Origin of the sequence: Marinomonas sp. IMCC 4694 (genome assembly GCF_008122525.1) — a bacterium.
In the GTDB taxonomy this organism is placed as follows: Bacteria; Pseudomonadota; Gammaproteobacteria; order Pseudomonadales; family Marinomonadaceae; genus Marinomonas.
In genome coordinates this window covers 3,477,796-3,499,952 of the sequence record NZ_VSRV01000001.1, presented here as the reverse complement: position 1 = coordinate 3,499,952, position 22,157 = coordinate 3,477,796, and the positions used below count along the sequence as shown (strand labels likewise).

General features: G+C 47.7%; 18 protein-coding genes. 7 read left to right on the top strand and 11 right to left on the bottom strand.

Annotation, left to right across the window (positions count from 1 at the left end; all coding sequences use genetic code 11):
• Positions 1-39: 39 nt before the first annotated feature.
• A complete protein-coding gene (eptA, locus tag FXV75_RS16100) occupies positions 40-1,662 on the bottom strand; it encodes a phosphoethanolamine--lipid A transferase EptA (protein ID WP_148835040.1) in 1,623 nt (540 codons plus the stop codon).
• A 311-nt stretch (positions 1,663-1,973) separates the two neighbouring features.
• Here eptA and FXV75_RS16095 point away from each other — a divergent pair, with 311 nt between their 5' ends.
• On the top strand, positions 1,974-2,693 hold the full coding sequence (locus FXV75_RS16095; RefSeq protein ID WP_187424910.1) for a phosphatase PAP2 family protein: 720 nt from the start codon (positions 1,974-1,976) through the stop codon (positions 2,691-2,693).
• Positions 2,694-2,730: 37 nt separating this feature from the next.
• Here FXV75_RS16095 and FXV75_RS16090 read toward each other — a convergent pair whose 3' ends face one another.
• From FXV75_RS16090 to FXV75_RS16080, 3 genes are all read right to left on the bottom strand, one after another.
• Positions 2,731-3,357, bottom strand: coding sequence for a DsbA family protein (locus FXV75_RS16090; protein ID WP_148835036.1), 627 nt, complete (start codon positions 3,355-3,357; stop codon positions 2,731-2,733).
• Between the two features lie 153 nt (positions 3,358-3,510).
• Positions 3,511-4,707, bottom strand: a complete 1,197-nt coding sequence (locus FXV75_RS16085) for an amino acid aminotransferase (RefSeq protein WP_148835034.1) — start codon at positions 4,705-4,707, stop codon at positions 3,511-3,513.
• 247 nt (positions 4,708-4,954) lie between these two features.
• Positions 4,955-5,158 (bottom strand): PA3496 family putative envelope integrity protein, encoded by a 204-nt coding sequence (locus FXV75_RS16080; RefSeq protein ID WP_148835032.1) that lies wholly within the window; start codon positions 5,156-5,158, stop codon positions 4,955-4,957.
• A gap of 184 nt (positions 5,159-5,342) precedes the next feature.
• Between FXV75_RS16080 and uvrD the strand changes: the two genes are divergently transcribed.
• The 3 genes from uvrD to FXV75_RS16065 all read left to right on the top strand — a co-directional run bounded on the left by uvrD (position 5,343) and on the right by FXV75_RS16065 (position 10,019).
• Positions 5,343-7,556, top strand: a complete 2,214-nt coding sequence (uvrD, locus tag FXV75_RS16075) for a DNA helicase II (RefSeq protein ID WP_148835030.1) — start codon at positions 5,343-5,345, stop codon at positions 7,554-7,556.
• A 96-nt stretch (positions 7,557-7,652) separates the two neighbouring features.
• On the top strand, positions 7,653-8,711 hold the full coding sequence (locus FXV75_RS16070) for a Gfo/Idh/MocA family oxidoreductase (protein WP_148835027.1): 1,059 nt from the start codon (positions 7,653-7,655) through the stop codon (positions 8,709-8,711).
• 189 nt (positions 8,712-8,900) lie between these two features.
• A complete protein-coding gene (locus FXV75_RS16065) occupies positions 8,901-10,019 on the top strand; it encodes a TRAP transporter substrate-binding protein (RefSeq protein ID WP_148835026.1) in 1,119 nt (372 codons plus the stop codon).
• 90 nt (positions 10,020-10,109) lie between these two features.
• Here the strand turns inward: FXV75_RS16065 and FXV75_RS16060 are convergent, their stop codons facing one another.
• From FXV75_RS16060 to FXV75_RS16050, 3 genes are read right to left on the bottom strand one after another with little or no spacing between them, the layout of a single operon-like run.
• The gene (locus FXV75_RS16060) at positions 10,110-11,597 is read right to left on the bottom strand and encodes a tripartite tricarboxylate transporter permease (protein ID WP_148835024.1); all 1,488 of its coding nucleotides are present in this window, start codon (positions 11,595-11,597) and stop codon (positions 10,110-10,112) included.
• Positions 11,597-12,037, bottom strand: a complete 441-nt coding sequence (locus tag FXV75_RS16055) for a tripartite tricarboxylate transporter TctB family protein (protein ID WP_148835022.1) — start codon at positions 12,035-12,037, stop codon at positions 11,597-11,599. The genes FXV75_RS16060 and FXV75_RS16055 overlap by 1 nt, the downstream gene beginning before the upstream one ends.
• A gap of 32 nt (positions 12,038-12,069) precedes the next feature.
• A complete protein-coding gene (locus FXV75_RS16050; protein WP_148835020.1) occupies positions 12,070-13,047 on the bottom strand; it encodes a Bug family tripartite tricarboxylate transporter substrate binding protein in 978 nt (325 codons plus the stop codon).
• Between the two features lie 119 nt (positions 13,048-13,166).
• Here FXV75_RS16050 and FXV75_RS16045 point away from each other — a divergent pair, with 119 nt between their 5' ends.
• From FXV75_RS16045 to FXV75_RS16035, 3 genes are read left to right on the top strand one after another with little or no spacing between them, the layout of a single operon-like run.
• Positions 13,167-13,835, top strand: a complete 669-nt coding sequence (locus FXV75_RS16045) for a response regulator transcription factor (protein WP_148835018.1) — start codon at positions 13,167-13,169, stop codon at positions 13,833-13,835.
• On the top strand, positions 13,822-15,213 hold the full coding sequence (locus FXV75_RS16040; protein ID WP_148835016.1) for a sensor histidine kinase: 1,392 nt from the start codon (positions 13,822-13,824) through the stop codon (positions 15,211-15,213). The genes FXV75_RS16045 and FXV75_RS16040 overlap by 14 nt, the downstream gene beginning before the upstream one ends.
• Positions 15,207-16,277: an ABC transporter substrate-binding protein gene (locus FXV75_RS16035; RefSeq protein WP_262368587.1), complete on the top strand. Its 1,071-nt coding sequence runs from the start codon at positions 15,207-15,209 to the stop codon at positions 16,275-16,277. Before FXV75_RS16040 ends, FXV75_RS16035 begins: the two co-directional genes overlap by 7 nt.
• Before the next feature lie 88 nt (positions 16,278-16,365).
• Here FXV75_RS16035 and FXV75_RS16030 read toward each other — a convergent pair whose 3' ends face one another.
• From FXV75_RS16030 to FXV75_RS16015, 4 genes are all read right to left on the bottom strand, one after another.
• The gene (locus tag FXV75_RS16030) at positions 16,366-17,049 is read right to left on the bottom strand and encodes a 1-pyrroline-5-carboxylate dehydrogenase (RefSeq protein WP_148835014.1); all 684 of its coding nucleotides are present in this window, start codon (positions 17,047-17,049) and stop codon (positions 16,366-16,368) included.
• A gap of 13 nt (positions 17,050-17,062) precedes the next feature.
• A complete protein-coding gene (gene putA / locus FXV75_RS16025; RefSeq protein ID WP_148835012.1) occupies positions 17,063-20,185 on the bottom strand; it encodes a bifunctional proline dehydrogenase/L-glutamate gamma-semialdehyde dehydrogenase PutA in 3,123 nt (1,040 codons plus the stop codon).
• Between the two features lie 152 nt (positions 20,186-20,337).
• The gene (locus FXV75_RS16020) at positions 20,338-21,111 is read right to left on the bottom strand and encodes an AraC family transcriptional regulator (RefSeq protein WP_148835010.1); all 774 of its coding nucleotides are present in this window, start codon (positions 21,109-21,111) and stop codon (positions 20,338-20,340) included.
• A 43-nt stretch (positions 21,112-21,154) separates the two neighbouring features.
• Entirely contained in the window at positions 21,155-22,117 is a 963-nt protein-coding gene (locus FXV75_RS16015) for an NADPH:quinone reductase (RefSeq protein ID WP_148835008.1), read from the bottom strand.
• Between the last annotated feature and the right edge of the window lie 40 nt (positions 22,118-22,157).

Sequence of the window (22,157 nt, the reverse complement as noted above, 5' to 3'; positions counted from 1 at the left end):
CAAGCCCCCAAAGCATGATGGCTCTGGGGCTTTGTGGTGTTAGCGCCTTGTTGCTTCTGTAAACATGTCTAGGGTCGGGTTATAAATTTCACTTCTCATATCAAAGGCGCCCATTACCGTATGAAATACATTGGCTTGGGTGCTTTGTTCACGTGCTTTTAATACGTCGACAGAGAGGTGCTTTTGTTCAATAAACGAGGGGGACAGCCACATCAAAAAAGGCACCTTCAATTGTTGCTCCGGGGCAATAGAATAAGGCGTTCCGTGTAAGTAGATACCGCTTTCACCAAGGGATTCTCCATGATCTGAGACATACAAAAACGCGCTGGATGTATGATTAAGCCCAAGTAGTGTTTTACGCAATTGATCTAAAAAATGGTCGTTGTAGACAATCGTATTGTCGTACGCATTGATCAGGGCCTTTTGCGTGCAATTACCCAGCTCAACCGATTGGCAAACTGGCGTAAAGACGCCAAACTCTTTAGGGTACTTTTGGAAATACGAAGGGCCATGACTACCGGTTTGGTGTAAAACGACAAAGATTTTTTGCTTATCAGAAGCCTGTATCTGCTCCGCCAAATGGCTTAATAGTACACCGTCAAAGCGACATTCTTGCCCTTCACAACCAGCTTCTAAGTCTCCGGCACTTTGGTAGCTCGCCACCTTGATAGGAGGCTCCCCCCAGTTTTTCGTACGCCAAAACACATCAATGCCTTGTCGTTGCAAATAACTGGGTAGCGGCTCGAAGTTTTCTGCAAAGACGCCGCTTGGGTCGTTATGAGACAAAATACACTTCACGGCCGCCGTGGTGTAGCTGGCGCACGAAGTGGCATTTTTCAGGGTAATAATATCGGAATTGCTTAGCAAAGGAGTGGTCGGTTTACCGTAGCCGTACAAGGCAAAATTTTCTGCGCGGGCGGATTCACCAATCACCAAAACCACGACGGTTTTGTCATCAGAATGAAACGTCGCATCAGGCAATAAGGTTTGCACCACGTTGTCTTGGGCGCGCTCTTGCTGATAACGTACCGCATTGCCGACATAAGACCAAGGCATGATACGGCCGCCTAACTGCTTCGCATGGTCATCAATCCAAAGCCAATGCTGCTGTGACTGCCAAATCCACGTCGAGGTAACGACCACGGTGACAACAAGGTGCGTAAGCAAACGCCACCGAGGTGTTTTTTTAACCTGTGATTGCAAGATCAGCCAGGCAGGCAACAAGCCTAACACCATGACATACAGTATTAAGGTCGGAGTCAAAAACTGGGAGGATTCAGAGAACTGAGTGTTAACAATGTTTCCCATCATGGTTTTGTCGAGAATCACGTTGTAAGTCACCACAAAATACACCGCCAATGAGTTAGCAATGGCGGTGATTGCGCTGATGACTTTCCCTAAGCGCCTAGACAGCAAAAACACCGCATAAAGTACCAGTGTGGTGACCAGATAAATAACCGCAAACACCGTGATCAGTGTGCGAGCACTGTTGAGTGTAACGCCGTCCAAATTTTGCAGAGAAAATAGCAAAACAGGCCAGTTGTACAGAATCGTATTAAGCAGAGCCAAAACAACAATAAACACAGATGTGCGCGGTGAGGTTTTCAAGCCACTCGTTAGAAAAAGACCGAGTGTTAATAAGGCAGAGCGGAAATGTGTCATGTGGATATTGTCCTATGTCCCCAATGTATCGACGTTATTTACCAGTATATAAGGCATTTTATCTGTGTCTTTTTAGATGAATTCACCAGCTAAAAATACATAAATAAACATATCTATTATATTAATTTCATTATTTTTTCACACAATGTGCATAAAATCATTACACTAAGACTTCTCTTTCCACGCTCTTCAAGATTAAGGTTTTCATGAACCGTTATGTCGGTAAATTATGGACACAGTATACTTCATTAATTGATCAGGCTAGGTCAACTAAAACGGTTATCTCGCCTGCTGATATCCGGGTCCTTTTGATGTTATCTGTGGTTCTTGCGGGAATCGCAGTACTGGGAAATACGCTGGGGGGGTATCAGTTTGCGTTTATCGACATTAATCGATTTGGCTCTTACTTACCGGCTATCTTACTTGAAAGCATGACCGTGTTTGGTGACGGGGTATTTTTGTTGGTCCTCGTACTGTTGTTTACTTGTCGTCACGTTCGCTTTCACTGGACCATTTTGTTTGGCAGCTTGCTCAGTGCGGTGGTGATCAATGTATTGAAAGACTACTTTGCTATGCCGCGCCCACCTGCGGTGTTAGATGTCGAAACATTTAATTTAATTGGACGAGCGTACCAGGCTCGAAGCTTCCCTTCTGGACACAGTGCGACGGCCTTTTTATTGGCCAGCGTGTGTTTTTGTTACACAAAAAATGTGTATTTAAAAGTGACCTTTATCTCGCTTGCTGTATTGGTGGCATTAAGTCGAGTGCTCATTGGCGTACATTGGCCCATGGATGTGTTGGTCGGCGGCGCCTTGGGCATTGTATTAGGCGTGAGCGCGGTGATGATTACCGTAAAATGGCCGTTTGGGGTATGCGCCGTCCTGCATTTATTTATCCTTTCATTAATGGTGGCAGCCTGTGTGGTGATTTTCATGCATGGCAATGATTACCGCTTGGCTATGCCGTTACTTTATGCCGCGGCGGGTGCGGCGTTGGTGCAGTTTATAAAAGACTATATTTTGGTTAAATGACGTTGTTTCGACGTAATAATAGGTAAACGCTAAGGCGCTATGATAGCGCCTTTTTTATGGCCATTAACATGGTGGAGTGGTTTTGGTAATCAAGCGCGATCGGGATAAGTTTGTCGCCTATTAGCAGTGCCAAAGATGGAAAAGAGTGTAAACCTAGCTGTCTTGATTGCTGTATTTCTTGCTCGATCAGTTGCTTGTCTTTCACATGCTGCATGGCTTTGCTAAACCCTTCTGGGCTTAATCCAATGTTATCTGCGCACTCAGTGAGTGTGTCCAAGTCAGAAGGGTTCTTAGCTTGTAAATAGTAAGCAGTTTGAATGGCATGGTACATTTCGTCTTCAAGACCACTGTCTCTCGCCACATAACAAGCTCGACACGCTGGGTAGGTAGAACGTCGTGGTGATGCGGTGCGCCAGAAATCAAAGTTAAACTCTGTACCTAATACCGATTGAATATGTTGCCAAGTACCTTCGAGTTTGCCTTTCATGTCTTCTGGCATAGGCACATCTGAGTCTACTGCGAGACCGCCAAGCATCGGCTGGATCGTCAGTTGGTTGGAATCAATTAAGCCTTGTAGGGACTTTTGCAGCTTAGTCCATGTTGGGCGAAATCCCCAACACCAGCTACACATTGGGTCGTAGCAGTAAATCAGCGTGGCAGCCATGGGATACTCCAGAAATTGATAGCGTGAAAAATGAAACCGTAAAGTAACAGTCTAGTCATGTAAACAGCAATAAAACCCTGAAAACAATGCAAAAAAAACGACCTCAGTGAGTGAACTGAAGTCGTTTTAGAAACGCCGTGTTTGGGCGATGTCTTAGTTATTTAGAATCGCTGCAATAGCATCACAAAGCGGTCCCATATTGTCATGAGTCATACCTGCGACACTGATTCGTCCCGAACCCACAATGTAAATGCCGTACTCTTTGCGTAACGTCGCTACTTGATCTGGTGTTAAACCAGAAAAAGAAAACATGCCCTGTTGCTTTGAAATAAAAGAGAAATCCTGGCTGACACCTTTAACGCGTAAGGTGTTCACAAACAAACTGCGCATTTCGTGAATACGCGTACGCATGGCTTTCACTTCACTGTCCCACAGCGCGTAGAGTTCGTCGTCATTGAGTATTTCAGCGACCACAGCAGAGCCATGAGACGGTGGGTTTGAATAGTTAGTTCGAATACAACGTTTAATTTGCGTGAAGGCCGTTTCAGCTTGTTCTGTGGTTTCACATAGAATCGTCAGTGCGCCAACGCGTTCATTGTACAGACCAAAGTTCTTTGAAAATGAGCTAGCAATGAGCATCTCTGGTACGTGCTCAAGAAAAGTACGTAAGCCATGAGCGTCTTCTTGTAAACCTTGACCAAAGCCTTGGTAAGCAAAATCAAACAGGGGTAAAAAGCCTTGCTTGCTGCATAACTTAGCCAATTGATACCACTGCTCAGGGGTCGGATCCACGCCAGTTGGATTGTGGCAACAGCCATGGAACAGGACCACATCGCCTTCCGGCACTTGGGATAAGCTGGCTAGCATGGCCTCAAAATCCAACGATTTTGCGTTGGCGTCGTAGTAGGCGTAACTGCCCACTTCTAAGCCCACAGACTGGAAAATAGATTGATGATTGGCCCAGGTTGGGTTGCTGACCCAAATGGTGGCTTCAGGAAGGTGTTTTTTAATGAACTCTGCCGCCACGCGAAGGGCGCCTGTACCACCAGGGGTTTGTGCGGTTTGCGCAAGTTGTTTACTGATAATGGTGTGATCTTTACCAAATAATAGTCGTTGTACGGCGGCACGGTAAGCGGGTGCACCTTCAATACTGAGGTAATTTTTGGTTTTTTCTTGAGCTAACAAGCGTTCTTCCGCTTGTTTTACCGCTTTTAAAATGGGTGTATTGCCTTGTTCGTCTTTGTATACGCCGACGCCTAAATTAATTTTATTAGGGTTCGGATCGCTTTTATAAGCATCATTAAGGCCAAGAATTGGGTCTGCAGGAGCAGCTTGGATATGTTCAAACATGGTAACTCCCCCAAGAGGGTTATTGTCTTTTTTATTATGGATTAGAAGATGTAAAAATCAACGAGTATGGTACTCCAAGACGCCAGCCACTGCCATAAGTTGAGAGGAAAGGGCGTGTAAATACCGCTAGAATGTGCGCTATGACAAAACGTATGGAAAGAATGAAAAAAAATATCAGACCTGACAATAAGGTCAGGTCTTGTGTCATGAGGTCTATGCAATATCGTAGAGTACGTAAACTACGTCATCAAATCTTGTAATCATCCCAACCATTAGCCACGTTATGATTGAAGCGCTTTTGCTCCAAATGCTGCTCGATGGCGCGTCGTGCTCTTAACAGTCGTGCCGCGTCTTCCTTTTGATTACGCTCCTTTGATTCATTTTCTAGGCTAATAGAAGCGTGCATTATGTCGGTTTTTACTTCAGTTAATGTTTCCGCAAAATCGCTCATCGTTATACCCTTTTGGACGTTCGATGACATTGAGTGCATAGAGCACTGTCATCGACAGTTAAAAAAAGTCAAAATAGACAGACAACTCATTTTCAAACTAATAAAAAGCTCAAATAGATTAAAAATCAATCTATTTTTACGTGTTTTTTGTGACAAATTTATTAATTAATCATGGCGGAATGCAATGGACGTTTCTTTTATCCTCGATTCACTCAATGACAAACAGCGTGAAGCCGTGGCCGCACCGCTGCAAAACAGTCTGGTTTTGGCTGGTGCAGGGTCGGGCAAAACTCGAGTCTTGGTACATCGTATCGCGTGGTTAATGCACGCTTATGAACTGTCGCCTTACAGCTTGATGGCCGTGACCTTTACCAATAAAGCCGCCCGTGAGATGCAAGGGCGGATCGAACAATTGGTCGGTGTGCCGCCACAAGGTATGTGGGTAGGCACCTTTCACGGTTTGGCGCATCGCTTATTGCGTGCTCATTGGCGCGATGCGGGGCTAAAAGAAAACTTCCAAATTATGGACAGCGACGATCAGCTTCGACTCATCAAACGCATCATGCGCGAACTGAATATCGACGATACTCGCTGGCCGCCCAAACAAGTGTCTTGGTTTATCAACGCGCAAAAAGACGAAGGTCGTCGCGCGGCTCATGTGCCAGACAGCCATGATCCTTTCTCTAAAGGCATGCGCGAGTTGTATTACCACTATGAAGAAGCCTGTGAACGTGGCGGTTTGCTGGATTTCGGCGAATTGTTGTTGCGTGCGCACGAACTGATGCTCAGCACGCCCGCCTTGCTACGCCATTATCAAGACCGTTTTCGCCATGTGCTGGTGGACGAGTTTCAAGATACCAACACCATTCAATACGCGTGGTTGCGCATCATGGTGGGCAGCGAAGGCACGATAATGGCCGTGGGTGACGACGACCAGTCCATTTACGGCTGGCGTGGTGCGAAAATTGAAAATATCCAAAATTTCACCAAAGATTTTAAAGATGTTGGCACCATCCGTTTGGAGCAAAACTACCGTTCAACTGGCCATATCCTGAATGCGGCCAACGGCTTGATCAAACACAACGACGACCGCTTGGGGAAAGAGCTTTGGACGGACAGTGGTGAAGGCGATCCTATTTCACTCTATGCCGGGTTTAATGAACAGGACGAAGCGCGCTTCATTCTTGGCATTATCAAACAATGGCACGACAAGGGCACTCCACTGGTCGGCATGGCGATTCTGTACCGCTCCAATGCGCAGTCTCGGGTGATTGAAGAATGCTTAGTACGGGAACAGATTGCTTATCGAATTTATGGTGGGCACAGATTTTATGACCGTTTGGAAATCAAAAACGCCTTGGCGTACGCGCGCTTGGCGTTGGATCCAAACGACGATGGCGCTATGGAGCGCGTCATCAATGTACCGCCCCGGGGCATTGGCGAGCGCAGCATTGGCACTTTGCGGGAAATCGCCCGCGATAATGGCTGCTCTATGTGGCAAGCCGCGCAAGAAGTGGTCCGACAATCTTTGATGACGGCTCGGGCGACCAATGCCATAAACGCCTTCTTGCAGCTGATCGAAGGTCTGACGACTACGGTGCAGCAGCCGGATTTGAATTTAAACGACATCTTCGAGCAAATCATCGAAGAAGCGGGTTTGATTCCGTTCCATGAAAAAGAGAAAGGCGAAAAGGGCGAAGCGCGCATCGAAAACTTAAAAGAGCTAGTCGGCGCCGCCGGTGGGTTCAGTTGGAGCGATGAAGACGAAGCGTTCAGCTCGCCGTTGATGGCCTTTCTTGATAAAGCCGTGTTGGATGCCGGCGATGCCCAAGCCGATGAATACCAAGACGCCGTGCAACTTATGACACTGCATTCGGCTAAGGGCCTGGAGTTTCCTTTGGTATTTTTAACCGGCGTAGAGGAGAACGTCTTTCCGAGCAAAATGTCGTTTGAAGAACCGGGGCGCCTCGAAGAAGAACGTCGCCTCTGTTACGTCGGCATCACCCGTGCTATGGAAAAACTCTACATCACCTACGCAGAATCGCGTCGTTTGTTCGGCAGCGAATCCTTCAACAGCCCATCACGCTTTATCAAAGAACTTCCGCCGGCCTGTTTGGAAGAAGTACGCTTGCGCTCACAAGTCAGCCGCCCGGTTTCCTTGCAACGACCTGATTACCACGTTGAAAAGAACAAACTGCAAAACAGCAGCGTACTGAACAGTTTTAAAGTCCCAGACATCACTGTCAATATGGGCGATCGAGTGAATCATCCAGTGTTTGGTGAAGGGTTAGTGATCAACTACGAAGGCCAAGGCCCACAAGCACGCGTTCAGGTAAACTTCGATGACGAAGGCACTAAATGGCTGGTGCTGTCGTTTGCGAAATTGGAGGTTTTATAGTTCAGCGAATGGGGCCAAGAGATAACCTGTGATAACGAGTTAAGTAAATTTTTTACAGGAAACATCATTATAAAAACAAGCAGTAAGGGGTGATGCATGGCGATTCGTGTTGGTTTGATTGGTTTCGGTTTATCTGGTCGGGTGTTTCATGCGCCGTTTGTGATCAACGATCCTGATATGACGATGGCGTATGTGTGCAGCTCCAAAGTCGATGAAGTGAAAGCGGTGTTGCCGGAGGTGGCGGTGGTGCCGACGGCAGAACTCGTGTTTACCGCGCCGGATGTGGATTTAGTGGTGATCACGACACCGAATGCGTTGCATTTTGATCAAGCCAAACGGGCGTTGGAAAACGGCAAGCATGTATTATTGGAAAAGCCATCTGTCACCACGGTAGTGGAAATTGAAGCACTCTGTACCCTTTCTAAGCAAAAAGGCTTGGTGTTTTGTGTGTATCAAAATCGTCGTTTTGATGGTGACTTCCTTCGCCTTAAAGCCTTAATCGACAGTGGTGAATTGGGAGAGTTGAAGCATTTGGATTCTCGTTTTGATCGCTTTCGCCCATCGGCTCAAGCGCGTTGGCGTGAGGCGCCCGGTGTTGGCACAGGGATTTTTTGGGATTTAGGGCCGCACCTTTTGGATCAGGTCTTGTGTTTGTTTGGCCCACCAAAATGGTTGCATGCCAGCATTGATACCTTGCGAGATAACAGCTTGACTCATGACTGGTTTGAGATTGAATTGGGTTACGATGATAGGCGTGTTCGTTTGGGGTCGACACCATATGAAGCCGGCGATATGCGTCGTTTTAATGCGCGATTCACACAAGGAAGCTGGCAGTGTGTGGGGTTGGATCCCCAAGAAGAAGCGCTGCGTAGTGGTCAAAGGCCGTGGGAATCGTATTTTCCGTCTAAAGCGGCGCAGCAGAAAGTTACGCGTTTTGTTGCCCACGCTCAAGATGAGATTGAGGGGGTAGTTGAACCGTCAACGCAGGGTGATTACGCCGCATTTTATGGCCAATTACGCGATGCCATTTTAGGTAAAGGTAAGGCGCCAGTGGCGCTGGAGCAAGCTTGTCAGTTAGTGTATTTACTGTGTTTGGCTGAGCAATCTGCAGAAAGTGGTCAGCGCATGTCGTGGAATTATTCTGCAGAGAGCTAACCTATTCGTGGTTATTGGCGTAAATAGGACGTTTTCTTTGGAAAAAGGTTGAGCAACAATCCTGCAATTCTTATTATCTTTCGTCGCCTTCGTGTTTTTACATGGAAACGGCGTTTTTTGTCTGACCATCGCTTTCACATGTCGCAGACAGATTTTATACACAAGTAACTGGCTTCCTGAGGGAATATAATGCGTAATTTAATGGGGTTAGGAAAATGGGCGTTTGCGGGTTTACTGGCAGCGTCTTTGGTCGCGTGTGGCGGCTCAGAAACAGCAGAAGAAACAACTAAAGTAGAGCAAAAAGTAGAAGCGAAACCCATAGAATGGAAAATGGTCACGACGTGGCCGAAAAACTTTCCAGGGTTGGGTACGGGTGCCGAAGCGTTAGCCAAAAACATTACCGCCATGTCTGACGGACGTTTGACGGTGAAAGTCTACGCAGCGGGTGAGCTAGTCCCTCCGTTGGAAGTGTTTGACGCGGTGTCTCGGGGTACCGCAGAAATGGGTCACAGCACGGCCTATTACTGGAAAGGTAAGGCGCCAGCGGTGCAGTTTTTCTCCTCAGTTCCATTCGGCATGACGGCGCAAGAGTTTAACGCGTGGCTAGAATATGGTGACGGTTTAACACTATGGGAAGAGGTGTACGCCCCCTTTAATATTATCCCTATGGCAGCGGGTAACTCTGGTGCGCAAATGGGCGGCTGGTTCAACAAAGAAATCAATTCGGTTGATGACTTCAAAGGCCTAAAAATGCGCATGCCTGGTCTTGGCGGTGAAGTGATGAAAAAAGTCGGTGCTGTGATGGTTAACCTGCCTGGCAGTGAAATTTTTACCGCGCTGCAAACCGGCACGATTGACGCAACTGAATGGGTAGGGCCTTACAACGACCTAGCCTTTGGTCTCTATAAAGCTGCGAAATACTACTACTACCCAGGCTGGCAAGAACCGGGCTCTGCAATCGAAGCCTTGGTAAATAAAGACGCCTACAATGCATTGCCTGCAGACTTGCAGAATATCGTTCGCGCTGCCGCTCAACAAGCCAACCTTGGTATGTTGAACGAATTTACAGCGCGTAATAACGCGGCGTTAGAAACCTTGGTGAACGATCACAATGTTATTCTGAAGAAATTTCCGAAGGATCTGCTCGAAGCGCTAAAAGTAGCCTCCGATGAAACGCTAAAAGACGTGGCAGCCAATGACCCAATGAGCCAAAAAGTCTACGACTCGTTTAAAAGCTTCTTGAATTCGGTGACCGCATGGCATGACATCTCAGAGCGTGCTTTTATCAACGCGCGTGCAAATGATTAAGCCTTAACGGATAAAATAGAATACAGCAAAAAAAAGCCTCTTTGGTAACAAAGAGGTTTTTTTTCGAGCTTAGACTATTATTTTGAATGTTTATTTTTTCAGTGTTTTCAATATTCTTGGGGCTGTTAGTGCTGCAACCGTGGCGATCGCCAACACATAGGTCATGGTGCCATTCAGTAAAATAGACCAATCACCGCCACTGATAGACAGCGCTCGGCGTAGGTTTTCTTCCAATACTTCTCCTAATACCAAACCCAAAATGACAGGTGCAAGGGAGAACCCCAACTTACGTAAAATGAAGGCAAAAACACCCAAGACAATCATGAAAAATAGGTCAAATGTATCGCCATGAATCGAATAGATTCCGACAAACGTGAGCATCACAATGATAGGAACAAGATAGGACTGCTTGATGGACAACAATTTTACAAACACGCCGATCATCGGCAAGTTCATCACTAATAATGCGATGTTACCAATAAACATAGACGCAATAAGACCCCAAGCAATGTTGGGCTGTTGTTCAAACAATAATGGCCCCGGCGTAATGTTAAACATCATCAGCGCACCTAATAGAATAGCCGTTGTTCCACTGCCTGGAATACCGAGTGTTAGCATAGGTACCATAGAGCCTGCTGCAGACGCGTTGTTCGCTGCTTCTGGTGCTGCCAAACCACGAATGTCACCATTGCCAAAGTGCTCGTCTTTTCCTTCTGCAAAGCGTTTTTCTGTTCCATAAGCCACGGCGCTGGCAATCGATGCGCCGGTTCCCGGTAACACGCCGATTAAAAAGCCAGAAAGTGTGGAGCGAAAAATGACCCATTTAACGGCCATAATGTCAGAAAAGCTGATAAAGCTTTTTCCTACTGGCGTGAGTTTCAAATCGTTACGCGCCCAGCTTTCAAGCAGTATTAATACTTCACTGATGGCAAACATACCAATCACGACCACCAAAAAGTCGACACCATCGAATAAGTTGGGAATGCCCATAGTAAAGCGCAACACGCCCGTACCAGAATCAATGCCTACCGTAGCGAAAAGCAGACCAATGACCACGCCCACGACGGTTTTAATTGGTCGTTTACCAACCATGGTCGCCAAGCAGGTAAACGCAAAAATCATCAACCAAACGTATTCGGAAGGGCCAAATTGAATAGCCAACTTACTGAGTAATGGTGCAAAAATCACCATGAGCAGCAATGCTCCCATGCTACCAAAGAAAGAAGACACCGCCGATAAAGCCAGCGCCCGCCCCCCTTCGCCACGTTTCGCCATTGGGTAACCATCTAATGTGGTCATTATGGCGCCCGCGTCTCCTGGAACATTGAGTAATATACTGGAAATTCGGCCGCCGTATTCCGCACCATAATAGACACCTGCTAATAGAATAAGTGCAGATTCAGGAGGCAAGCCGATGGAATAGGCAAGTGGTAATAAAATAGCAACGCCATTAATTGGGCCAATGCCTGGTAATGAACCAATTAAGGTGCCGATAAAGCACCCAGCAAGCACCAAGCCTAAATTGAGAGGCGTTAAAGCAACAGAAAACCCGATTGATAAGTAATGTAAAACGTCCATTAGAAGTCTCCGAGAAGTAGGCCAGTTGGGACATTAAGCTCCATTAGATCGGCTAATAAAAAATAGCTAACCAAGCTTAGGACGAGGGCATATAAAAAGGCTTTCAGAGGCTTCTCACCAAATAACCAGCTAAAAATTGCACCTACGATGGTAGTGGAAATAATGAAGCCTGCTTCTTCGAACAGAACGGCATACAACACCATGATGACGAGACCAATAGCGATTTTAGTAAAGACTTCTTTATTTGGACGCCAAACGTTCTGATCTGGTTTCACCATCATCCAAACGCAACAAGCCGCCAGAATAATGGACAAAATAATAGGGAAGGCTTTTGGCCCTAAGGGTTCGTACTGAAACGGGACGTCGAAATGGTACGCTGTCCAGGCGATTAGCCCAGACAGCACCAAAGATACGCCCGCAAAAATGCGGTCATATAACATGTTATTGCCTCAATTCACGACGTATTAATTGACTACTTAATCAAGCCAGCTTCTTTTGCTAAGCCACGCATGAACGCAACTCGCTCTTTTATGTAGTTGTCTAGCGTGTCACCAGACATAGTGAATGGAACCAGGTTTTGATCAACAACCACTTTTTCAAAAGCAGGGTTTTTATAGGCTTTTTGGAATTGAGCTGCCCAGTAGTTATAAGCTTCGTCTGAGACCTTAGGCCCTAAATAGTAGCCACGGAGAATTGTCCATTCCGCGTCATAGCCTTGTTCTATAGCGGTTGGGTATTTAGAGAATTCGCCTTTAAGGCGCTCAGGTGACATGATGGCCAGTACTTTTACTTTGCCAGATGCGACCAAACCTTTCATTTCGCCCACATCACCTGGGTACACTTTAATGTGTCCTCCAAGCAGAGCGGCTAAGGCCTCACCGCCGCCTTCGTAAGCGACATAGCGCATTTTTTTAGGGTCAACACCTGACGATTTCATCAAAATGGCGGCTTTCATCCAATCCTGACTGCCGACGCCGCCGCCTGCACCCAAGACGAATTTAGTTGGATCTTGCTTGATGTCATCAACCAACTCACCCAGCGTATTCCATGGAGCATCCGCTCGAACCATAATCGCGCCGTAATCGACCCCAGCTGTGCCAACCCACCGCGCGTCATTTTCATCTAAGTTGCGACCAAATTTTCCTTGAGCAAGGTTCAATAGTGAGCCAGAGCTAAAGGCCACCAATTTGTTTGGATCGTCTGGTGTAGTGGAATTAATATAATTATAAGCAACCGCACCGACGCCGCCGGGCATAAATGTCACGGCCATTGGGATTTTTGTAATATCGGCGTTGGCAAAGCCTGTTGATAAAATACGGCAGGTTAAATCGAAACCACCACCTGGTTTAGCAGGGGCAATACAGCTTGGTTTGGAAGGTTCAAAGGCACTTACGTTTAGCGCAGCAGCAAGGCCGCTAACCAGTAATAAAGAGGCGATCTGGGATTTCATATTTTTATTCTCCAAATTTCTTTTTGTTTTATTTTGCTGTACAAGGTTGCACAGTAGCCCGCAAAGTTACTCCTCTTAACTGACACTAACCTGACAACAAGAAGATATAGGGTTCCGTCATGCGTATGTTATTGATTGAAGATAATGAGAGTTTGGCTGATTCTATTCGTGTGTATTTTCAGAATCTTGGCCATCCGATTGATTGGATCGGTTCGGTTGAAAAAGCAGAAGCCAGCCTATCATTCGACGATTTTGATTTGCTAATTTTAGACATCAACTTGCCAGGTAAAAGTGGTTTTCAGCTATTACAAAGTCTGCGAAATAAAGGCAATAAAATCCCTGTGCTTGTATTAACTGCGAGAACGGAAGTGGATGATAGGGTCAGCTCTTTGGATTTTGGCGCGGATGATTATTTAGCAAAACCCTTTGATTTTCGTGAGTTAGCCGCTCGTTGTCGTGCGTTGTATCGTCGTGAACGAGGTGAAGCGAGCAACGAAATGCAGTGCGGGAATCTGGTGTACGACTTGGCGGCTCATTCCGCGAGAGTCGATGGTGCGCTATTGGATTTACGTCCAAGGGAGCTTCAATTATTGGAGCTTTTCTTAAAAAATCTGGATCGAGTGCTGACCAAAGATGACATTTCAAATCGTCTTTATCGCTACGATGAAGCCTATACTCCAAACGCCATAGAACAAACGCTAACGCGTCTCAGAAAACAATTAGATGGCTCAACGTTAATCATCAAAACCATTCGTGGTTTAGGATACTTGGCACATGTTGATGATTAAAAAAAGCTATTCATTACGCGCTCGAATGTTGTTTCGCTCGGCTTTGTTATTACTCTCTATCTTTATCATTTTGAGTGTTGGCGTGTGGCATTACGCTCGCCAATCCGCGAATTACTCTTATGACCGATTGCTCAACAGCGCCAGTTTGTCCATCATGGAAGGGCTGCATGTTTACGGCAAAAAAGTGGATTTAGATTTGCCTTATGCAGCGTTTGAGATGATGCAGTTGGCAGATCAAGATAAGGTTTTTTATCAGGCGTTAGGCACACAAGGTGAGCTTATCACAGGTTATGCCGACATGCCGCTTCCGAAAAATGTCAAGGATGAATCCTCGATTGTGTTCTATAATGCGCATTATTTATCAGAAGATGTGAGGGTTGTTCTGCGTCATAAACGACTGTCTGAATCAGCTGTCTCTGGTTGGGTAACAGTGGTGTTGGCTCAAACACTAAGAGCGCGTCACAAGATGATGAACGATATTCTTTATCGCAGTTTTGCGGTGCTGTTTGGTATTATGAGTTGCGTGATGATTGTCTTGTGGGTGGCAATAAATCGGGCGCTTGAACCTCTCAGCTCGATTTCCAAAAGCTTGGCATCTCACTCATTGGTTTCGGCTGAACCGCTTAAAGCAACCCCCATTCAAGAAGTGTCTCCTTTGGTCAAAGCCATCAATGACTATCAGACTCAATTGTTGTCCAATTTATCCTCAATGAAACGGTTTATTGCAGACGCCAGTCATCAAATTCGTACGGCTCAAAGTGCCACACAAGCGCAGCTTGATCTTGCTAGCCAAAATCCAAATGTGGCAGATTTACCCGAGCATTTAAGCAAAATTCGCAAAGAACATGTGCGGCTAACGCGGTTAACGAATCAGTTACTGACACATGCGATGGTGGTGCACAGAGGAGACGCCAGAGTTACCGAAAACGTCAATATAGAGCGCGTGATGAAACAGCTATTAACCGAATGTGTACGAGATAACGCCCATCGGATGATTGAATTTTCCTATCAATGCGAGGACGTTATACCAGAATTCATGGGCGACTCGATCAGCTTACGGGAAGCCATTCGCAACCTGTTAGACAACGCGGTGTATTATGGGCCGGAACACAATCAGATTGATATTCGGCTCCACCTAGAGACACACGGCATTGATATTATTGTTGATGATGCTGGACCAGGGATTCCGAATGAACTTAGAGAAAAAGCCTTACAGCGTTTTGAGCGCCTTGAAATCGGCCTCAATGGTTCAGGTCTTGGGCTGTCTATTGTGACCAGTGTTGCACAAGCGCATAACGGAGGGCTCTTCTTGGAAAATAGTCCTTTAGGAGGCTTGCGAGCACGTGTTCATGTACCTATTGAGGAGGCATTATGTTGAAATGGCTCAGTGCGTTCGTACTGCTTATTGCGTTGTTGTCTAGCAAGACGTTTGCCGAACCGTCATTATGGGAAAGCGATAAACTTGAAATTTACAGTGCAACTGACTTAAACGCCATTTCTCCGATATTAGACGCTTTTAGAATAAAATACCCCCATATCAACCTAATATATCGTGAGTTCAATACGCAAGAACTGGATCATGCCATACGAAAAAAGGCGCTTCATGATCAACCCGATGTCGTGATGAGTTCCGCGATGGATCTGCAAGTACGCCTGGTGAATGACGGTTACGCGCAGCCAGTTCTGAACGAGGTGGTGGATACGTTGCCGAGTTGGGCAAATTGGCGAAATGAAGTCATTGGTTTTACCTATGAACCCATCGTTTTTGTCTACAATAAAGCCGCTTTTAAGAATAAAACTGTGCCGCTTACGCATGAATCATTAGCGAGAGTGATGCGCACTGAGGACGATTTTTTTGCGCACAAAGTTGGTTCTTATGATGCGCGACGTTCAGGTATTGGTTACCTTGTTGCGACGCAAGACGAAGTCACATCGAGCATCAGCGGTCGTTTACAAGAAAGTCTAGGCCGTGCTCGCACCAAGGTGTATGGACAGACGTCTACCTTGTTAGATGATATTGCATCAGGAAAGCTGCTTTTTGGGTACAATTTATTGGGTTCGTATTCCTTTGCTCGTGAGAAACGTGATGACCGAATTGGCGTCGTGATCCCGCAAGACTATGCGTTGGTGGTAAGTCGCGCAGCGTTTATCTCTAAACAGGCCAAACACGTCGAAAATGCGCAACGTTTTGTGAGTTTCTTGATATCCGAAGAAGGACAGGATGTGATTGCGAAGAAAAGCGAGTTAGTGGCGTTGCATCCAGACATTGATGCACTTGTGTCGCCCCAGAATGTACGGGATCAGACCATCAATTTTCATCCTATTCCTTTAGGGCCCGCGTTGATGGTCTATCTTGATGATTCCAAGCGCCGACGTTTTATCAAAGCATGGGAAAACGCCTTACTCTCAATAAAAAGGGATCCTTCCAATCCGAGTAATTAAATTAGATCGATAAAAACAACCGCAAAAAAAGCCCTTCATGTTTGCAAGAAGGGCTTTTTATTTTACAGATATTTATTTTAGAACAACGTTAGTCGTTCATGCTACCCAGTTCAAGCAGGGTCGCGTTGCCGCCGATGGCGGTGGTGTTGTTAGAGATGGTGCGTTCCGTCACAAAGCGCAATAGGTAATGCGGTTTGCCAATGGTAGAGAGCGTGTCGGCGTCGGTTTCTTCGATCAACTGGCAGATCAAGCCACCCTTTGCCGCTAAGCGTTGGTTTAGTTGTTGCGCTTGTTCTGCGTCACACATGACCGCCACACCCGCCAAGTGGTTGGCTTCAATCAAGGAATCTTGTGCGGATTCTGCGATGTTTTGTACCACCCCTTCTCCGACGAACGGAGTGAGTTTGTCCATGATGTCTTGTCCGATAGGACCGACGGTAATCACCGGATTGCCCGCGATTAACGCCGTAAATACCTGACCAACCAAACCAATTTTGGTGTGATCACTTTCGACCAATGACATGCAAAGAAACGGACCACGGCCTTGGCTTGATAGCTCGTTGCGCTCGCCGGTTGGCCCCGGCATCACACGAGTGTCAGCAATGGATTGCTTGGCGTTGTCGATTTGCCACACGGCCATGTTGCGCTCATTTGGGGTAAATGTGCTTAGGGCTTTTTCCAGCTTTGCGGCACGGCCAGAGACGCCGATTTTGTCCCACACCTCAAAAATACTCTGAGCGACCTGAATTTGGATGGGTTGTACGATGGTCATAATAAATCTCCCCTTAAAGGTCTTGCTCAATGGCGAAGCGTTGCAAATAGTGTGGGCCACCGGCTTTCGGGCCAGTACCAGACAAGCCTTGGCCGCCGAATGGCTGTACGCCGACCACGGCACCGACTTGGTCGCGGTTGATGTACATATTGCCGACACGAGCACGGCTCGCAATGCGGGCGCAGGTAGTTTCGTTACGGCTGTGAACACCCAAGGTCAAACCAAAGCCTGAGTTATTGATGGTGTCGATGATCTTATCTAAATCACGGGCTTTGTAGCGCACCACGTGCAGGATAGGGCCGAATTTCTCGTCGGTGAGTTGATCAATACTGCTTATTTCAAACGCCGTCGGTGCCACGTAAGTGCCTTTGTCGGCAAAAGAAGGCAACTCAGATTGAGCGATGAGTTTGGCTTCTTTGGTCATGCGATCTATGTGTTCTAGTAGCATAGCTTGCGCTTTTTTGTCGATCACTGGGCCCACATCCGTGCTGTGCAAATACGGTAAGCCGACAGATTGCTCTTGCATGGCGCCTTTGATCATAGGGATAACACGATCGGCGATGTCGGTTTGCACAAACAAAACACGCAAAGCGGAACAACGCTGACCGGCGGACGCAAACGCGGAACGAACCGCATCTCGTACCACTTGCTCAGGCAACGAGGTCGAATCCACCAACATGGCGTTTTGACCGCCTGTTTCAGCAATCACAGGAACCGGTGCGACACCGCGAGCAGCGAGTGTACGGTTGATCAATTGAGCGGTGCCCGTAGAGCCAGTAAACGCCAAGCCAGCAATGCGTTTGTCGCTGGTGAGTGGTGCGCCAACGGTCGCGCCATCGCCTGGTACCAGGTGCAATACATCGTCAGGCACGCCCGCTTGATGCAAGAGTTCAATGGCACGACACGCGATTAAGCTGGTTTGCTCTGCGGGTTTGGCGACCACGGTATTACCGACAACCAAGGCGGCGACAATTTGACCGGTGAAAATCGCCAACGGGAAGTTCCAAGGGCTGATGCAAGCGAATACGCCGCGGCCAGTGAGTTTGGCGTGTTTTTCTTGGCCCAAGAAGTTTTTGTATGGCGTCGCATTGGTAAAATGGCTGCGGGCCTGCTGTGCGTAGTAGCGGCAGAAATCCACGGCTTCGCGTACTTCGTCGATGCTGTCTTGAATGGTTTTACCCGCTTCACGATGGCACAGAGCGATCAGCTCAGCGTAGTTTTTTTCCATCAAGTCGGCCATTTTGTCGAGGCAATCGGCACGTTCGCTAGCAGGGCGGGCGGACCACGCTGGGAAAGCGGCTTCGGCGAGATCAATGGCTTTCGTCACGGTGGCTGCATCGCCCCAGTCCAGTTGTCCTGCGCTTTCGCTGTGATCGTAAGGGCTTAAAATGGCGTGAGTGTGTCCCGTTGTGACGTGTTTGCCACCAACGATAGGGAAAAAGCGCCATTGGGTATTTTGTCCCATGAAGGCGTCGATTTTCGCTTTAAATGGCGTCCATTCAGAGTCAATATCGATGTTGGGGCCGAACGAGTTTTTGCGATCATCAAACAAGTTGGACGGCAAGTTGATGTGTGGGTTCGACAAAGACTTGCGGCTTTCTAGGGTGGTGACTGGGTGATCGATTAGATCGGCAATCGGGTAGCTGGCGTCGATCAAACGGTGAACGAAGGAGCTGTTGGCACCGTTTTCTAATAAGCGGCGCACCAAGTAGGGCAGCAAATCTTTGTGGCTGCCTACTGGCGCGTAAATGCGGACGCAAATGTCGCTGTCTTTGATTAGACGGTTGTACAGCGCGTCGCCCATGCCGTGCAGACGCTGGAATTCGAATTCGCTGGTGGTCGCGCCAAGTTGCGTCGCGATGCAGTTAATGGTCGCGATGGTGTGGGCGTTGTGGCTGGCGAATTGCGGGAAAATGTTGGCGCGAGTGTGTTCGCTCAACAAGAAATGGGCGCAGGCCAAGTAGGACACATCGGTGGATTCTTTGCGGGTGTACACAGGGTAGCCGTCGATGCCGCGTTGTTGGCACAATTTGATTTCAGAATCCCAGTATGCGCCTTTGACCAAACGAACCGGAATGCGGTCGCCGTGCTCTTTCGCCAGTGCCGCCAACCAGACAAGTACCGGCAAGGCACGCTTGGAGTAAGCTTGTACCACCAGGCCAAATAAGCCCCAGCCTTTGGTGACGTCGTCACGGTAGAGTTTTTCAAACAGGTGCAAAGACAATTCTAGGCGATCGGCTTCTTCCGCATCGATGGTGATGCCGACGTTCAACGCGCGCGCTTTGGCGATTAGGCCTTTGACGCTGTCAAACAGTTCCGTCATCACACGGGCTTCACAACCCACTTCGTAACGTGGGTGAAGCGCAGACAGCTTGATGGAAATGGTTGGGCGGTGTTTTTGGCTGTAGGTGTCTTTGCCGACCGATTCCACCGCTTGCTCGTAAGAAGTCAGGTATTTTTGCGCGTCGCCTGCGGTTAGCGCGGCTTCACCGAGCATGTCGAAGGAGTAGGTGTAGCCTTTGTCGCGGTAGCTTTTACCGCGAGATAAGGCTTCTTTGATGCTGCGACCCAATACGAATTGGTGTCCCATGATCTTCATGGCTTGGTTCATCGCTTTGCGAATGACGGGTTCAGACACTCGGTTGACCATGCGATTGACTAAGTTGGCGGGTGTGCCGTCTTTGTTTTCGTCCATGGTGACGATTTTACCCGTCAACAAAAGACCCCAAGTGGAAGCGTTGACGAAGAAGGAGTCGGAGTTTTTCGCATGAGACGCCCAATCGGCCACGCTCAAACGGTCTTTAATAAAAGCATCGGCTGTTTCTTTATCCGGCACGCGCATGAGGGCTTCGGCCAAACACATCAGCAAGATGCCTTCTTTGGTGTCTAGGCTGTATTCAAGCAATAATGCATCGATCATCGACATGCTGTCGTCGTCTTTGCGTACATCGGCAATGAGGCTAGAAGCGGCGTTGGTTTGGCTAACCAGTTCGCTATCGGTAGGTCTTGCAAGGGGTAAAAGTTCCGTCAACCATTGGTCTTCGTCTATCTTGTAAAGACGGGAAATAAGCGGCCACAATTCATTGAGTGGACGCTGAATGAAGCTAGGTTGTAATACTTCAAGCGCTGTAAACATGGTTGGATTCTCCCGCATTGTGAATCACGTCTGGATGACATCTGGACAATGCAGACACTGTAGTGACACAGGGGAGGAAGTGTCTTTCAGAAAAGTCGTTTTTTTTTATAAGAAAGTCCGACTGATGGCGTTAGCGCGGGATTTTGTGGTGTTTACCGATTACCAAATTGCTTTTGGTATTTTAAGGGCGTGATGCCTAGGGTCTGAGAAAAGACGTTGGTCATGGCGCTTTGGCTTGAGAAACCGCACATTTCTGCGACTTGAATCGGTGTTACACCTTCGGCCAACAAAGATTGAGCGCGTTCTAGGCGTTTGCGCATCAAATACTGGTGGGGTGTCATACCAGTGCGGTCTTTAAAGCGCTCGTGAAATTGGCTGACGCTCAAAAAGCAAAAATTTGCCAATTGGTCGATGTGCACTTTGCGCGACAGGTTCAGCTCGATAAATTGATCGAGCTTGTCGATGTCGAGATGATTACCTCGGGTGCGTACGTCTTTGTTGTTAATTTGGTGGCGAATGGCGCTGAGTAAGGTGTTGCCGCAGGCGCGCGCCAGTATGGTGTCGTTGGGGTATTGTTGCAATTCACCTGATAGCGCTGAGGCAAGGATTTGCAAACGTGGATTGAGCTGAAAATACGCCGCTTGATCAAACAAGCGTGAGACGACTTCGTACTCTTCGTCAGTAATGCCTTTTTGGGGAGGAACCGGTAGATTCACCACCATGATGCGGTTTTCACCTAGACCGGCGAAGGCGTGACTGTTTTCTGACGGAAGAATACACCCTTCTCCAGTATGCAGCTGTTTGCCTTTGCCTTGAATGTCGAAGTCGGTATTGCCATCGAGCACAACCACCAGCTGGTGGTAGTCGTGATCGTGGGTGTCCGCTTTGCTGGGCAGGCTGAAAACATCGGAATCAGACTGAGTCAAAATGCGCCTTTTACCTATATGAATCTAAAAAGTATAGCGGTAATTACGCGTCTATACGAATAACCAAATTACCTAAGGCGCCGGATTTCATCACATCGTCATGGGCCTGTGGCAATTCAGCCAATGCATAGCTGTGACGAATCACCGGTTTAAGCACGCCTTTTTCAAACAAAGGACGCAAGGCTTTGGCGATCAAGGCCAACTCTTCTGGTTTGACGTTGGCCAATGCCACACCAACGACCGACGCGTCTCGTGCCATCAGATCGCGAGGGTTAATCTCAACCGTACCACGATTACCAATTACAGCGACACAACCACCAAACGCGAGGGCTTTTAAGTCCTGATCTAGGTTGTGATTGGCCAGCATTTCGATGACGACATCAAAGCCGGTTTCCAAAGTTTGAAACGGTGCTAAATGGTCAGTTTCGTTGTGCATGATAACCGTTTTTACGCCTTGCTGGCGCAATAGTTCTGCGCCGGCTTCGGTGCCCGAGCTGGCGACCACATCCATTCCTGCAGCCAATGCAAGCTGCACAGTGGCTATGCCCACGGCACCAGTGGCACCGTGAACCAAGACTTTATCGCCAGCCTTGGCGTGAGCGCGGCCAAACAACGCTCGGTGTGCCGTGGTATAAGGCACGCCTAAACACGCGCCTTCTTCAAAAGACAACGCATCCGCGAGTGGGTAAGTGTGCGTGGTGTTACATACGGTAAATTCAGCGGAAGATCCGCCTTGGTTTCGGCTGAAATACACCCGTTGACCGACGCTAAAATCCGTCACATTAGCGCCGATTTCAATCACAGTACCGGCACCGTCTGAGCCTGGCGTGTGAGGGAAGGTCGCTTTGTAATTGTTCACGCCAGAGCGAATGTAGGTATCCACTGGATTGACACCCGCCGCACCGACTTTTACCAATAATTGGTCGTCGTTGATGCTTGGAGTGTTGGTGTCCGTTAGCGTCAAATCGCTCGCGGGGCCGTAGTCTTTCATCTGCATGGCTTTCATATTTTTGTCCTAACGTAATAAGTGGTTATTTTTGTTTTCC

Coding starts and splice junctions, on each gene's coding strand:
- eptA (WP_148835040.1), bottom strand. CDS start 1,662: ATGACACATTTCCGCTCTGCCTTATTAACACTCGGTCTTTTTCTAACG.
- FXV75_RS16095 (WP_187424910.1), top strand. CDS start 1,974: ATGTTATCTGTGGTTCTTGCGGGAATCGCAGTACTGGGAAATACGCTG.
- FXV75_RS16090 (WP_148835036.1), bottom strand. CDS start 3,357: ATGGCTGCCACGCTGATTTACTGCTACGACCCAATGTGTAGCTGGTGT.
- FXV75_RS16085 (WP_148835034.1), bottom strand. CDS start 4,707: ATGTTTGAACATATCCAAGCTGCTCCTGCAGACCCAATTCTTGGCCTT.
- FXV75_RS16080 (WP_148835032.1), bottom strand. CDS start 5,158: ATGAGCGATTTTGCGGAAACATTAACTGAAGTAAAAACCGACATAATG.
- uvrD (WP_148835030.1), top strand. CDS start 5,343: ATGGACGTTTCTTTTATCCTCGATTCACTCAATGACAAACAGCGTGAA.
- FXV75_RS16070 (WP_148835027.1), top strand. CDS start 7,653: ATGGCGATTCGTGTTGGTTTGATTGGTTTCGGTTTATCTGGTCGGGTG.
- FXV75_RS16065 (WP_148835026.1), top strand. CDS start 8,901: ATGCGTAATTTAATGGGGTTAGGAAAATGGGCGTTTGCGGGTTTACTG.
- FXV75_RS16060 (WP_148835024.1), bottom strand. CDS start 11,597: ATGGACGTTTTACATTACTTATCAATCGGGTTTTCTGTTGCTTTAACG.
- FXV75_RS16055 (WP_148835022.1), bottom strand. CDS start 12,037: ATGTTATATGACCGCATTTTTGCGGGCGTATCTTTGGTGCTGTCTGGG.
- FXV75_RS16050 (WP_148835020.1), bottom strand. CDS start 13,047: ATGAAATCCCAGATCGCCTCTTTATTACTGGTTAGCGGCCTTGCTGCT.
- FXV75_RS16045 (WP_148835018.1), top strand. CDS start 13,167: ATGCGTATGTTATTGATTGAAGATAATGAGAGTTTGGCTGATTCTATT.
- FXV75_RS16040 (WP_148835016.1), top strand. CDS start 13,822: ATGTTGATGATTAAAAAAAGCTATTCATTACGCGCTCGAATGTTGTTT.
- FXV75_RS16035 (WP_262368587.1), top strand. CDS start 15,207: ATGTTGAAATGGCTCAGTGCGTTCGTACTGCTTATTGCGTTGTTGTCT.
- FXV75_RS16030 (WP_148835014.1), bottom strand. CDS start 17,049: ATGACCATCGTACAACCCATCCAAATTCAGGTCGCTCAGAGTATTTTT.
- putA (WP_148835012.1), bottom strand. CDS start 20,185: ATGTTTACAGCGCTTGAAGTATTACAACCTAGCTTCATTCAGCGTCCA.
- FXV75_RS16015 (WP_148835008.1), bottom strand. CDS start 22,117: ATGAAAGCCATGCAGATGAAAGACTACGGCCCCGCGAGCGATTTGACG.